16 protein-coding genes are annotated in these 12769 nt (G+C 66.0%); 8 read left to right on the top strand and 8 right to left on the bottom strand.

Going from position 1 to position 12769, the window contains the following annotated elements; translation table 11 throughout:
• The first annotated feature begins 469 nt into the window (after nucleotides 1–469).
• The 5 genes from FBZ87_RS18700 to FBZ87_RS18680 all read left to right on the top strand — a co-directional run bounded on the left by FBZ87_RS18700 (nucleotide 470) and on the right by FBZ87_RS18680 (nucleotide 4133).
• Complete coding sequence (locus FBZ87_RS18700; RefSeq protein ID WP_186454837.1) at nucleotides 470–1678, top strand: TIGR03032 family protein; 1209 nt, start codon at nucleotides 470–472, stop codon at nucleotides 1676–1678.
• 120 nt (nucleotides 1679–1798) lie between these two features.
• On the top strand, nucleotides 1799–2347 hold the full coding sequence (locus FBZ87_RS18695) for a phage tail protein (protein WP_145612087.1): 549 nt from the start codon (nucleotides 1799–1801) through the stop codon (nucleotides 2345–2347).
• A gap of 33 nt (nucleotides 2348–2380) precedes the next feature.
• Complete coding sequence (locus FBZ87_RS18690; RefSeq protein ID WP_145612086.1) at nucleotides 2381–2929, top strand: phage tail protein; 549 nt, start codon at nucleotides 2381–2383, stop codon at nucleotides 2927–2929.
• A gap of 70 nt (nucleotides 2930–2999) precedes the next feature.
• On the top strand, nucleotides 3000–3548 hold the full coding sequence (locus tag FBZ87_RS18685) for a phage tail protein (RefSeq protein ID WP_145612085.1): 549 nt from the start codon (nucleotides 3000–3002) through the stop codon (nucleotides 3546–3548).
• A gap of 12 nt (nucleotides 3549–3560) precedes the next feature.
• The gene (locus FBZ87_RS18680; RefSeq protein WP_145612084.1) at nucleotides 3561–4133 is read left to right on the top strand and encodes a GNAT family N-acetyltransferase; all 573 of its coding nucleotides are present in this window, start codon (nucleotides 3561–3563) and stop codon (nucleotides 4131–4133) included.
• Between the two features lie 21 nt (nucleotides 4134–4154).
• Here the strand turns inward: FBZ87_RS18680 and FBZ87_RS18675 are convergent, their stop codons facing one another.
• The 6 genes from FBZ87_RS18675 to FBZ87_RS18650 all read right to left on the bottom strand — a co-directional run bounded on the left by FBZ87_RS18675 (nucleotide 4155) and on the right by FBZ87_RS18650 (nucleotide 9113).
• Nucleotides 4155–4457: a DUF6916 family protein gene (locus FBZ87_RS18675; protein ID WP_145612083.1), complete on the bottom strand. Its 303-nt coding sequence runs from the start codon at nucleotides 4455–4457 to the stop codon at nucleotides 4155–4157.
• Nucleotides 4458–4541: 84 nt separating this feature from the next.
• Complete coding sequence (locus tag FBZ87_RS18670) at nucleotides 4542–5168, bottom strand: hypothetical protein (RefSeq protein WP_145612082.1); 627 nt, start codon at nucleotides 5166–5168, stop codon at nucleotides 4542–4544.
• Between the two features lie 15 nt (nucleotides 5169–5183).
• Nucleotides 5184–5990 (bottom strand): ABC transporter permease, encoded by an 807-nt coding sequence (locus FBZ87_RS18665; RefSeq protein ID WP_145612081.1) that lies wholly within the window; start codon nucleotides 5988–5990, stop codon nucleotides 5184–5186.
• On the bottom strand, nucleotides 5987–6772 hold the full coding sequence (locus tag FBZ87_RS18660) for an ABC transporter ATP-binding protein (protein WP_145612080.1): 786 nt from the start codon (nucleotides 6770–6772) through the stop codon (nucleotides 5987–5989). Before FBZ87_RS18660 ends, FBZ87_RS18665 begins: the two co-directional genes overlap by 4 nt.
• Nucleotides 6769–7707 (bottom strand): YVTN family beta-propeller repeat protein, encoded by a 939-nt coding sequence (locus FBZ87_RS18655; protein ID WP_145612079.1) that lies wholly within the window; start codon nucleotides 7705–7707, stop codon nucleotides 6769–6771. Before FBZ87_RS18655 ends, FBZ87_RS18660 begins: the two co-directional genes overlap by 4 nt.
• Nucleotides 7708–7850: 143 nt before the next feature.
• Nucleotides 7851–9113, bottom strand: a complete 1263-nt coding sequence (locus FBZ87_RS18650) for an ABC transporter substrate-binding protein (RefSeq protein ID WP_145612078.1) — start codon at nucleotides 9111–9113, stop codon at nucleotides 7851–7853.
• 265 nt (nucleotides 9114–9378) lie between these two features.
• Between FBZ87_RS18650 and FBZ87_RS18645 the strand changes: the two genes are divergently transcribed.
• The 3 genes from FBZ87_RS18645 to FBZ87_RS30110 are packed head-to-tail and all read left to right on the top strand — an operon-like array spanning nucleotide 9379 to nucleotide 11839.
• Nucleotides 9379–10383, top strand: coding sequence for an ABC transporter substrate-binding protein (locus FBZ87_RS18645; RefSeq protein ID WP_145612077.1), 1005 nt, complete (start codon nucleotides 9379–9381; stop codon nucleotides 10381–10383).
• Nucleotides 10380–11147: an ABC transporter permease gene (locus FBZ87_RS18640; protein WP_145612170.1), complete on the top strand. Its 768-nt coding sequence runs from the start codon at nucleotides 10380–10382 to the stop codon at nucleotides 11145–11147. The genes FBZ87_RS18645 and FBZ87_RS18640 overlap by 4 nt, the downstream gene beginning before the upstream one ends.
• Nucleotides 11144–11839 (top strand): ABC transporter ATP-binding protein, encoded by a 696-nt coding sequence (locus tag FBZ87_RS30110; RefSeq protein WP_145612076.1) that lies wholly within the window; start codon nucleotides 11144–11146, stop codon nucleotides 11837–11839. Before FBZ87_RS18640 ends, FBZ87_RS30110 begins: the two co-directional genes overlap by 4 nt.
• On the opposite strand, the gene FBZ87_RS18630 is transcribed toward FBZ87_RS30110, so the two are convergent.
• Nucleotides 11836–12327, bottom strand: a complete 492-nt coding sequence (locus tag FBZ87_RS18630) for an SRPBCC family protein (RefSeq protein ID WP_145612075.1) — start codon at nucleotides 12325–12327, stop codon at nucleotides 11836–11838. The genes FBZ87_RS30110 and FBZ87_RS18630 overlap by 4 nt on opposite strands.
• Nucleotides 12311–12697: an ArsR/SmtB family transcription factor gene (locus tag FBZ87_RS18625; protein ID WP_211106997.1), complete on the bottom strand. Its 387-nt coding sequence runs from the start codon at nucleotides 12695–12697 to the stop codon at nucleotides 12311–12313. The genes FBZ87_RS18630 and FBZ87_RS18625 overlap by 17 nt, the downstream gene beginning before the upstream one ends.
• Nucleotides 12698–12769: the final 72 nt, after the last annotated feature.

Genomic DNA, 12769 nt, shown 5'->3' with positions numbered 1-12769 from the left:
ACCTGAAAGGCAAGGCGCCTTTTGCAAAAAACCCATCGATGGCTGCAACGGCTCCCCCATAGCGCTTAAATCACAAGTACCCACAACCCGCCAGTAAATTCAGAAGCGGGCATCGCGCTCGGAAGACGATCATCTTTTGTGACTAAATGTGAGAGCGCGCTTTATGGGGCAGCCGCAGTCGATGTTGCCCCCTGCGCCCTATTCAAAAGTATACATATTAAGAAATCCCTACCGCCCAACGATTGTATGCGCCGGCTTTTGGAGGTAATCCACCAGCCGGATTTCTTAATGGAGTTAAAATATTAACAAGGATTTAACCAAGTCCGGCGTGTAACGGGGTGGCGCCAGGGGCGCAAATTTGATAGAGACATCGCAGGGTGGTGGCGCCACGCCGGAAATACCACCGCTTATGCGCCATCAAACCAAGGGTAAAAAATCAAAATACTGGCCTGAAGGCATAGGGGTAAAGATGGCGATGACGCCCGAAGCGGGAACGGCGGTCAATGAAACGGCAGCGGACGTGACCAATTCCGTCCCCGTGGCCAGCCAGGACAGGATGGAGCCGCCCCGCTTTCTGCCATCCCCTGGTTTCGCTGCATGGCTGGCGGAGACGGGGGGCAGCCTGTTGATGTCCACCTACCAGTCCGCACGCCTGATTTTCCTCTATGAGACCGATGGCGGCCTGCATGTGCTTGACCGGGTGGTGGGCACGGCCATGGGCCTAGCGGTGGACACGGACAAAATCTGGCTGGGCAATAAGGAACAAATCTGGAAGTTCGCCAATACCGGCCCGGCGACGCTGGACAGCCTGCCCGTCGATGCCTTGTACATGCCGAGGAAGGGCTATTTCATTGGCCCATGCGATACGCATGACATGATCGCGAATGTCGATTTCAAGGGCGAGCGCCATGAACTCGTTTTCGCCAACACCAATTTCAGCTGCATCGCCGCATTGGACGACCAGTTCAACTTCCGGCCATTGTGGAAGCCCGACTTCATTTCCAGCCTGATGGCGGAGGATCGCTGCCACCTGAACGGCATCGGTGCCCGTGACGGCCGGGTGGTGTATGCGACCTTGTGCGGTCGCTCCGACACCACCTTCGGTTGGCGCGGCACCAAGAATGGCGGCGGCTTCGCCGTTGACGTGGAGACGGGCGAGATCCTGGCCCAAGGCCTGTCGATGCCGCATTCGCCCCGTTGGTATCGCGATCGGCTTTGGCTGCTGAATTCGGGCGATGGCCAGTTCGGTTATGTCGATGGCGAGCGGGGTGGTTTCGTCGCGGTGGCCGAATGCCCGGGTTTCGCCCGTGGCCTCAGCTTCGTGGGCGACTATGCCATCGTCGGCCTGTCGCAATTGCGCACCAACAGCTTCGCTTCGGGCATCGCGTTGAACGCCAAGCTCCAGGCTGGCAACATCCAGCAGCGCTGCGGCCTGCAGATTGTCGATTTGCGCACGGGCCATAACGCTCATTGGTTGACGATCAGCGGGCCGGTGACGGAACTGTACGACGTCGTGTTCAATGCCGGCGTCCGCCGGCCTTATTGCCCAGGTTTCCGGGACCCCGAACTGCACCGCCAGCGTGTACAGTTGCCAGACAACAGCTTTCCCCATCCCTATCGCGGCGTGCAGCAGCACTTTACCAAGCCGCCTGCCGGCCCGGAAAAATCTCAAGGATAAAGAGGTTGATCTATCCGAAGGGTTATACGCCCGATGGCAGCAATTGCGCTGTGGACTTGACCTAAAAGTGTAGTTACTTCTATCGATGCTCGCTCAACACGAAAAGGGGAGGCTGTTCTCATGGAACCATTCGTGGGCGAAATCCGCATTTTCACCTGGAACTGGGCGCCTAAAGGATGGGCGCTATGCAACGGCGCGCTGTTGAACCTGCAGCAGAATATCGCGCTGTATTCCCTCATCGGTGTCTACTATGGCGGCAACGGGACCAGCAATTTCAATTTGCCGGATCTGCGTGGACGGACGCCGCGGCACCTCAGTCAGCAGATGCCCCAGGTGGGGCTGTCGGGTGGGGCGGAAACGGTGACGCTGACGACGGCGAGCTTGCCGGTCCATACCCATTCCGTGAACGTGATCAATGGCCCGGCCACGCCTCCGCAAACGGCAAGTCTGGCAAATCATGCCCTGGCCTCGGTCACGAAGGTCGCGACGAACGCCACGATCCCGGTCTACACCCCACCGACTGTGAACAGCCAGCCGGTGGCGACGGTGACCTTGCCCGCCGATACCCTCGCCACCAGCGGTGCCAGCGCCCCTGTCGCCAACATGCAGCCCTGGGTCGTAGCCAACTACTGCATCGCCCTGCAGGGCATTTTCCCGCCGCGCAACTGACCCCGCCACCGCACTTCGAAAGGGAGGGCACCGATGTCCGAATGCTTCCTGGGCGAAATCCGCATTTTCGCCGGCCCTTACGTGCCAGTCGACTGGGCGGCTTGCGATGGTTCCACGCAAAGCCTCAGTCAGAATCAGGCGCTGTTCGCGCTGATTGGCACGACCTACGGCGGGAACGGCGTTACCAACTTCAATCTGCCGGACTACCGGGGGCGCACACCGATCGGTCAAGGGCAAGGCACAGGCCTGACCAGCCGCGTGTTGGGTCAGAGCGGCGGCACGGAGACGGTCACGCTGACGCAGGCCAATACACCCGCCCACACCCACGGCTTCAGCGCCAGTACGGCGACCGGTTCCGATCTCAACGCTTCAGGTAACTTGGTCGCCTCCTATACCGCCACCACGAGCATCAAGGGCCTGTACACGTCCGACACCACGGCCACGACGGTACAGTTGGAGACGGGTGTCATAACCTCGGCGCTGGGTTCCGGCGGCGGAACGGTTCCGCATAACAACATGATGCCCTTCATCGCGGTGGGCTACATCATGGCCATTCAGGGCATCTATCCGTCCCGGAATTGACCCTCATGCCGACGCCGTCGCATGAGCGATGGCTTTCCCATGACGTTTCCCTTTTGGAAGGAATCTCACCATGGCTGATCCCTTCACCGGTGAAATCCGCGCCTTCGCTTTCTCCTTTCCGCCCGCCAACTGGTCGCAATGCAATGGCCAGCAAGTGCTGATTCAGCAGAACAACACGCTGTACGCCGTCATTGGCAACACTTACGGCGGCGATCTGCAGAACTATTACAATCTGCCCAATATGATGGGGTGCATTCCCATCGCCTACGGTTCAGGTCCTGGCCTGACGCCGCGCGACGCGGGCGAGAAAGGCGGTACGGACACGGTGGCGCTGACCAGTGGCAATTTCCCGCCCCATAATCATTTGGTGAATGTCAAAAACCCGAATACCGGCAATGCGGGATATGTATCGACTCCGACGGCGACGACCTACCTCAGCCGTCCAAACAACATGCTGCTGTATTCCACCACGGCGGTGACCCAAGGCGGCCCGACGCTGGCGGCGAATACGGTTGGCACTGTCGGCTCGGCAGCCATCGCCCCCCGTGCCAACGACCAGCCCTATCTGGTGGTCAACTTCTGCATCTGTCAGTTCGGTGAGTTCCCATCGCGTCAGTGAGGAAGGGGTTTGATGTCTTGCCTGCCTGAAGGGGCGGCGGCCGCCGTGGATGATGCCGCCCCGGTTCTGCCGCCCTTGACCTTGCCTGCCGACCTGGCGGCCCAGGGTCTGTCCTTGCGCGACCAGGGAGAGGGGGACGCGGACTTCGTGCGTGACCTCTATGTCTCGCACCGGTGGGAAGAGATGCAGGCCGCCCCTTGGACGGACGGTGAACGCCTGGCCTTCCTGCAGGATCAGGCGCGGCTGCAGGCGGCCCATTACGCCCTGCATTACCACGATGCCGATTTCATGATTGTGGAGAAGGATGGGCGGCCCATCGGCCGCCTTTACCTGTTCCGCCGCAATGTCAGGGATTTGCGTATCGTGGAAATCGGCCTGATGCCGGACTGGCGCGGCCATGGCCTGGGTGGCGCGCTGCTGGGTTGGGTACAGGGCTTGGCCCGTGAGGAGGGCTACGCCCAGTGCACCATCCATGTGGAGGGCAACAACCGCGCCCGGCGGCTATACCAGCGCCTGGGCTTTCAGGATGTGGAGCCCGTGGGCCCCTACTTCCTCATGGCCTGGCTGGCGGCACCAGCGGCGTGACCGTCGCCGGCCCACAGGTGGTCAGCTGAAGACCGCCTGGTAGAAATAGGTCCCGTCCTCGTTGCGCCCCAGCGGCACCAGGAAGATCTCCAGCGTGCCTAAGGTGGGGTGGGTCAAGGGATGGATGTGCTGGTTCAGCATCGTGTTCGGATCCGTTCCGTTGAATAAAAGAGAGAACGGATCGCGAAAGCGACCGGGCGCCGAACTCTTCTTACCATGATCAACCTTGGTCAGGATCAAGGTTCCTTGGTATTCTGGGTAGGTAACCGTGAATTCCTGATCGACCAGCGGCAGGAAATGCTGTGCCGTAAGTTCGCCGAGCATGGGCTTCCATCTTTTGAACTTGAAGGTGCGCCACTATAACATGCCGGTCATTGCAAGGAATGGAAAAACGGCAGGGCCGCTGCATCAGGATTGCAGCCGGTCATTCAGCACCCGGGCGTAGGTTCCCAGGCGCGCCTCCAATTCCACCGGCACCTCGCAGGTGTAGCGCAGCGTGCGCTCCACCTCCTCAAAATTGCGGATGAGATAGCCGCGGCGCTGCACGATCTCCGCCCGCTGCTGCTGCTTGTCCGGGTCGGTGGTCTCGGCCGGGATGGCTTGCAACTCGGTGGTGGCCTTGGACACCAGGTCGCCCATGTCGCGCTGGCGGTGCGCCAGATCCTGGATGCGGGTGATGACGCCGGCACGCTGGCTGTTGATCTCCTCGACGATGCCGGCGAAGACCTTGGGATAGACGGTGGGCCGCTGGCCCTTGGGCACCTTGTCGGCGAAGCGGGTCAGGGCCTTCTCACCCTCATCCGCCGGGATCTCGCGCGGGGCCGTGGCCTGCACCACCGCCGCCACCCGCCTGTCGGCGCGCCAGTCCACATGCTCCGGCAGGGGCGGCCCGCCCCAGTAGGTGGCGGCCGTCAGTTGCGGCACCAGCCGCTGGTGGCAGGGCCAGTCGGGGTTGGCCTGGCCGGCCGGCGGGGGCGGGGCGGCCAGGGCGGAAGTCGACGCCAGGATAAGAGCAAGGCTCAGCAGCAGGCGCATGGGCAAGACCCTTCCTTATTCACCGCCGCCCCGGCGGGCCAGCAGGCCGCGGCCGGGGTCGTAGCCCCAGACCGCCAGGACCATGAACAGCAGCGTGGCCCCCGCCACCACCCCGGCCGACAGCGGCGCCATCTGGCCGTACAGCGCGAAGCGGATCAGCTCCGTCGCGTGGGTGAAGGGGTTGGCCTGGCAGATCCAGTACAGCGTCAGGCTGCTTTCCTTCACCCGCCACAGCGGATAGAGGGCGGAGGAGGCGAAGAACATGGGGAAGATGACGAAGTTCATCACCCCGGCGAAATTCTCCAACTGGCGGATGAAGGACGACAGAACCAAGCCCAACGCGCCCAGCATCAGGCCCGACAGGATCAGGGCCGGCAGCACCGAGAGATAGCCCAGCGGCGGCGGGTCGATTTCCCAGAACCAGGCGATGCCGAGGAAGATGTAGGCCTGCACCACCGACACCACCACGCTGGCCAGCAGCTTGGCCGTCAACAGGAACCAACGGGGGAAGGGGCTGACCAGCAGGGTCTTCATGCTGCCCATCTCCCGGTCGTAAACCATGGAAAGGGAGCTTTGCATGCCGTTGAACAGCTGGATCATGGCCAGCAGGCCGGGGGCGATATAGACCTCGTACGGGATATAGGTTTCATAGGGCGGGATGATGGAGACGCCCAGGACGAAGTGGAATCCCGCCGCGAATATGGCCAGCCACACCAGCGGCCGCACCAGGGCGGAAAAGAAGCGCCCGCGCTGCTGCGTCCAGCGCAGCGCCTCGCGCTTCACGATGCCGCCCAGGCAGCGGGCGTAGTGGATGGGGGTCATCGCGCGGCCCCCTCTTGATGCTGAGGTGTCCCTTGATGCTGACGTGTCAGGGTGTCGAAGGCGGCGCGCAGGGTGGGCACGCCGGCGCGGGCGGTCACCTGGGGCACGGGCCCCTGGTCCAGTACCTGGCCCTGGTGCAGCACGATGACCTTGGCGGTGTCGTCCGCCTCGTCGATCAGATGGGTGGCCCACAGCACGGCCATGTCCCGGCTGCGGCACAGGTGGCGGACATGGTCGATCAGGAAGCGGCGGCTTTCGATGTCCAGGCCCACGGTGGGCTCATCCAGCAGCAGCAGGGCCGGGTCGTGCACCAGGGCGCGGGCCAATTCCACCCGCCGCCGCTGGCCGCCGGACAGCTGGCGCACCCGGGTGTCCCGCCGGTCGGCCAGGCCCACGCGCTCCAGCTCCTCCTCAATGCGGATGCGGGCGCGGGAGCCGGCCAGGCCGTGCAGGCTGGCGTGATAGGCGAGGTTCTGCCGCACCGTCAGGTCCAGGTCCAGGGTGGGCTGCTGGAACACTACACCCATGGCGGCCAAGGCGGCGGAAGGCTGGCGGCGGATGTCGTGGCCGAAGACAGCGATGCGCCCCTGCCGGCTGTGGTACAGGCGGGTGATCAGGGCGAACAGCGTGGTCTTGCCGGCCCCGTTCAGGCCCAGCAGCACGGTGAAGTCGCCGGGGGCCAGGCTGAAGCCCACGTCGCGCAGGACTTGGCGTGGTCCGAAGGCGTGGCTGAGGCCGGAAACGTCAAGCGCCGCGGTGGTGACTTGGGGGGCTGGCGTCACGGCGCCACCACCACGCCCCAGGGCAGGCGGCCCACCGGCACCGACTTCACCACCTTCAGCGCGTCAACGTCGATGACCGACAGGTCGTTGCTGACGCCGTTGGTGGTGTACAGCCGCTTGCCGTCGCCGGAGAAGGCCAGGTTCCACACCCGCTGGCCCACCAGCAGGTACTTCTTGACCTGGTAGCTGTGGGTGTCGATGACGGCGATGCGGTTGGCGGGGCCCAGCGCCACGAACGCGGTGGTGCCATCGGCGGTCAACTGGATGCCCACGGGCTGGATGGATTCCTTCGGCACGCCCGGAATGTCGAAACGGATGGTCTGGATGACCTTGCGCTGGGCGGAATCGATGACGCTGACGGTGCCACCCACCTCGGCCGACACCCACACCAGCGACCCGTCCTTGGTCCATTGCGCCACGCGCGGCCGGCTGCCCACCAGCACGTTGGCCAGCACCTCATGGCTCTGCGTGTCGATGAAATGGGCCATGCTGGTGGTTTCCGACGTGTTCACCAGGATCTTGCCGTCCGGGCTGATGCCCATGCCCTCGGGCTCCACCCCCACGGGGATCTCGGTGACGATGCGGCCGGCGGCAATGTCCAGCACCGACACCATGTTGTCGTTCTCGTTGGACACGTACAGCGTCTTGCCGTCGGGGCTGAGGGTGAACAGCTCCGGGTCCGGGCCGCTGGGCAGGGTGCGGCTGACCGTCAGGCTGGCCAGATCCAGCACCTCGATATGGTCGGCGTCGCTGGTGCAGATGTAGAGAGACTTGCCGTCCTTGGACAGGGCGATGCCGCGCGGCCGGGCGCCCACCTTCACCGTCTTGACGACGGCCAGGGTACCGGCGTCCACCACCGTGATGGTGTTGTCCTTCTCATTGGACACCAGCAGCCGCTCGGCCATCGCGGGGGTGGTGGCCAATAGCAGGCCCATCGCGAGCAACAGGCCGGCGACTGCCGGCCCCGCAGCGTTTTGGGGAGCGGAGCGGACTGAAACGCGAGGGAGCCAAGCCCCCGGCTGGGGGCACCCGGCGTTTGAGGGGGCCTTTGATCGGATGCGATTAAAGGCCGCAAGCATCAACGTGGATGGCATGTCGTCTCCGGCTGGTCGGGACCCAGCGTGTCCAGTTCCGATGTCTCATGCAGGAAGCCTGGCTGCGGCGAGACCGACACCAGCGACCGCGCGTCGGCCAGCAGCACCGGCTGGCGCAGTTGTCCGTCCCAGGCGCGGAAGCTGAGCCGCGCACCCTTGAAGGCCGCCAGTTCGAACTCGGGCTTGCGCAGGTAGGCGGTCATGGCCGCCCCTTCCACGCTGCCGCCCCGGGTAGCGGCCTCGCCCAGGGCGCGCACCGCCATCCAGGCGCCGTAGTCCCGCTCCGTCATCCAGCGGCCGGCCTGCCTCAGGAAACGCGCCTGCAGTTGCGTGGCGCCCCATTGCTCGAAGGGGCGGGCCCAGGCGGCGGGCACCAGGCCCTGGGTGCCGGCCACGGGCCGGGGATCGGTGGCGCGATAGCCCAGGTCATCGCCGAAATTGTCGCCCTCATCCGCCACCACCAGCACGTCGTACTTGATGCCTTGGGTGAAGCGCGCCACCTCGGCCCCGATGGCGTAGTGGCCGGTGTCGGTGCGCCGGGCGCCGGGGTCATAGGTCCAAGGCTTGTCCGCCACGATCTTCAGGCGGAATTTGCGCGCCGATTTGCGCAGCGCGTCGGCATACAGCTTGTCCTCGGGGTTGGGGCCCGCCACCAGCAGGATGTCGCGCCAGTTCTTGATGGTCAGGTATTGCATCAGGGCGTCGGCCAACATGGCGCGGCTGGGCAGCAGGTGCAGGATGTTGCGCCGGCACTGCTCACCGCGCAGGGCGTCGTCGGTGCTGGTGGCGTCCAGCAGCGTGGCGTCCTTGGCTTCGGCCAGGTCGGCCAGGCGCAGCAGCAGGTCGGCCGGCACGTCGGTGACGAAGGCGCGGTAGCCTTGGGCCACCAGCCGCTTGAAGGCGGCAATCACGGCGTCGGCATCGGGCTCCAGCGCCTCTTCCAGGTGATAGGCCTGGTGGATGAAGCGGCCGGTAGTGATGTTGTCGGCCAAGCCCAGGCGGGCGCCTTGCACGCCCTCGTCCTCCGGTGGCTGGTCCAGGAAGCTTTGCGGCAGCACCCGCTTCTGCACCAGCGCCAGATAGGCGATGTTGGCGACGGGGTCGGGCTTCGCATCCGGCTTGGGCGCAACGGTGGCGGGCTTTGCCGCAGGCGGGGCGGCATGCGCCACCTGTCCGGCCAGCAGCAGGCCGGAAAGAAGCACGCCTATGGGATACACGCCTATCAGGCCATGGCGGCGGTTGGGCATCTCCGCCGTCTCCTTAAACGTCAGACCAGGGACCGCCGACCGATAATGGCCCGGGCCATCCGGGGCCGCCATAGGAAATCAGGGCCGGAAATCAGCGCGCTGTCTCATTCTATAGTCGTAGAGGGCCCGGGTTGACAGGGGTGAAGCCGGCGGCCCGATAATGGCGTTCGAAGCTAGGAACAGCCCAGGGCCATGGACAACCCAGGATTGAACTGGGTCCGGCACCCCGGCCGGGCGCGGAGGATGCCCCGATTTGGATGTCCCCATGACCATGACACGCCGCCGCCTGATGGCTACGGGGCTTGCCGCCTCGGTGCCCATGCGGGTCCGGGCCGCGGGTGCGCCGGCTTTGCGTGTCGGCATCCTGCGCTATGGCACCGTGTCGTGGGAACTGGACGTCATCCGCCGCCACGGGCTGGACGCGGCCCACGGCCTGGCGATCATCCCCCAGGAATTCGCCACCGGCCAGGCGACACAGGTGGCGCTGCAGGCGGGCCAGGTGGACACCATCGCCGTGGATTGGCTGTGGGTGGCGCGGCAGCGGACGACCCAGGAAGGATCGGGCGGCGGCGACTGGACCTTCATCCCCTTTTCCAATTCCGCTGGCGCGTTGATGGCCCCGGCGCAGGGGCCAGTGGCCACGGTGCCCGATCTGCCGGGCCGCCGCCTGGGCATCGCCGGCGGCGCGCTGGACAAGAACTGGCTGATCCTGCGCGCCTATGCCCAGCGCCAGGTCGGCATCGACCTGGACCGGACGGCGGAGAAAACCTTCGGCGCACCACCCCTGCTGGCCAACGCGCTGGCGGTCGGCCGGCTGGACGCCCTGCTGACCTATTGGCCCTTCGCCGCCAAGGGTCAGGCGGCCGGGCAACGCCGCCTGCTGACGGTTGAGGACGCGGTGACCGGGCTGGGCGTCCAGGGGACGCCGCCCATGGTGGGCTACGTCTTCTCCGAACGCTGGGCCAAGGCCAACAGCGCCGTGCTGGAGGGCTTCATCGCCGCCAGCCGCCAGGCGCGCGACCTGCTGGTCAAGGATGAGGCGGAATGGCCCAAGCTGCGCCCTCTGGCCGACGCCGGCAGCGACGCGGAGTTCGACGCCTTGCGCGACTGGTACCGGCGCGGCATTCCCCGCCACTGGGGGGCGGCGGAACAAGAGGCCGCCGCCCAGCTGTACCAGGTGCTGGCCTCGGTGGGCGGACCGGCGCTGGTGGGCGGCGGTGGCGACGTGCTGCCGGCCGGTACCTTCTGGCAGGCGACGCAATCTTGGTGAGTCGGGAGGCGGCAGGCCGGGGCCGGGCCTGGCTGATCCGCGCGCTGTCCGTCCTGGTCCTGCTGCTGGTGTGGGAGGCGGCGGGGCGGCTGGCGGCCAGCCCCCTGGCGCCGCCGGCCTCCACCGTGCTGGCCGTCATGGCGCGGGAGACGGCGTCGGGCGCCTTACCCCACCATGTCGGCATCACCTTGGCCCGGGTGGCGGTGTCCTTCCTGCTGGCCATGGGGGCGGGCACGGCGCTGGGCCTGGCCATGGGCTGGTGGCGCACGGTGGACCTGTGGCTGGACAGTGCGCTGCTGTTGCTGCTGAACCTGCCGGCCCTGGTGCTGATCGTCCTGCTCTACGTGTGGTTCGGCCTGACGGAGGCGGCGGCCATCACGGCTGTGGCGCTGAACAAGCTGCCCACCACCGCCGTCACCGTACGCGAGGGCGTGCGGGCCCTGGACGCGGAGTTGCTGGAGATGGGGCGGGTCTTCCGCTACGGCCGCGCGGCCACCCTGCGCCATATCGTGCTGCCGCAGCTGCTGCCTTACCTGTTCGCCGCCACCCGCTCCGGCCTGGCGCTGATCTGGAAGATCGTGCTGGTGGTGGAGCTGCTGGGCCGCAGCGACGGCGTCGGCTTCCAGATTCAGGTCTATTTCCAGCTGTTCGACGTGGCCCACATCCTGGCCTACGCCCTGGCCTTCATCCTCATCGTCCAGGTCATCGAATGGGCAGCCCTGCAGCCGCTGGAACGCCGAGCGGCGCGGTGGAGAGTGTCATGACCCGGCTCATCGTCGATATCCGTGAGAAGCGCCTGGCCGGCCGGCCGGTGCTGGGCGGCCTGGCCTTCAGCCTGGACGAGGGTGAGGTGACGGCCGTGGTCGGCCCCTCCGGCTGTGGCAAGAGCACGCTGCTGCGCCTGGTGGCCGGGTTGGACCGCGAGGTTACGGGCACCGTGCGGTGGAGCGGGGAGGGCGCGCGCCCGGTGCCCAACCTGGGTGTCGTTTTCCAGCAGCCCCGCCTGCTGCCCTGGCGCACCGTGCGGCAGAACCTGGCCCTGGCCGGTGCCGACCCGGCGGAGGGCGAGCGGCTGCTGGAGCGCTTGGGCCTGGCGGCCCAGGCGGACGTCTGGGCCTCGCAACTGTCCTTGGGCATGGCGCGGCGCCTGGCGCTGGCCCGCGCCCTGGCGGTGGATGCCCAGGCCCTGCTGCTGGACGAGCCCTTCGCCTCCCTGGATGAGGGCAACCAGCGCCTGGCCCGCGCCGTCCTGGCGGAACAGCTCCTGCGCCGGCCTGTGCCCACGCTGCTGATCACCCACGACCTGGCGGAGGCGGTGGCCCTGGCCCATCGCGTGCTGGTGCTCTCACCCGGGCCCGCCCGCCTGCTGTTCGACCAGGCGGTGCCACCCGGGGTCCGCACCGATCCCGCGCTGGCGGCCGCCACCGTGGCGGCCTTGCGTGACCTGGCCCGTTAGGGCAGATCGCCCGTGCCGGCAAGCAGGTCGCCCAGCTGCGCCAGCTGCTCCGGCAGTGCCGCCGCCGAGCCCTGCAGCGCTTCCTCAAGCGCCTCCTTGGACGGATAGGCTTCGTGGAAAGTCAGCAGCGTCTTTCCGCCCAGGTCCTGAAAAGTCACGGTGGTGATCGCGCCCTCTTCGCCCTCGTCGTTGGTCCAGACGATGCGCTCGTTGGGCACCACCTCGATATACTTGCCGTAGAAGGCCATGGTGTCCGAGCCGCCGGCGGCGAATTCCAGGCGATACTTTCCGCCGGTACGCACGTCCAGCTCGCACGATACGAGAGAAATGCCAGGCACCGATTTCGGCATCCACCAACGCCGGAACAGCTCCGGCTGGCTCCACGCCCTGTAAACCACGCTCGGCGGCGCGTCGAATGTCCGCGTCACGACCAGTTCGCGATCGCCCCTGCGCTCGACTGACGTGGGGTTGTCACCGTGCTGAGTCATCGCTTTCCTCCCGTTTCATCTCACTGATGATCTCGTCCAAGGCGTCGAAGCGCGCCTCGAAGAGCTTGCGGTGGGTCTCGATCCACTCGGCCTCCGCCGCCAGGCCGCGTTTTCCAAGCGCGCAGGTCCTTACCCGTCCGACCTTCCGCGTGATGACGAGCCCCGCCCGCTCCAGAACCTGGATGTGCTTCTTCATGCCGGTCAGCGTCATCCGGAATTGGTCGGCGAGACTGGTGATCGACGCGTCCCCGCGGCCAAGCTGATCGATGATCCCGCGGCGGGTCGCATCGGATAGCGCCGCGAACGAGAGGTCGAGGGGAGGATTTATACACTGAACCATGTGGTTCAGTGTATGGCCGGCGCGCACCATGCGCAAGCGTTCCGAACGTCATCGCCCTGAACCGATCATTCACTTGTGGGGCCGGCTGCTGACGCGGCTGGT

Source organism: Nitrospirillum amazonense (assembly GCF_007828035.1).
GTDB lineage: Bacteria > Pseudomonadota > Alphaproteobacteria > Azospirillales > Azospirillaceae > Nitrospirillum > Nitrospirillum amazonense.
This window is presented reverse-complemented; position numbering and strand designations above follow the sequence as displayed.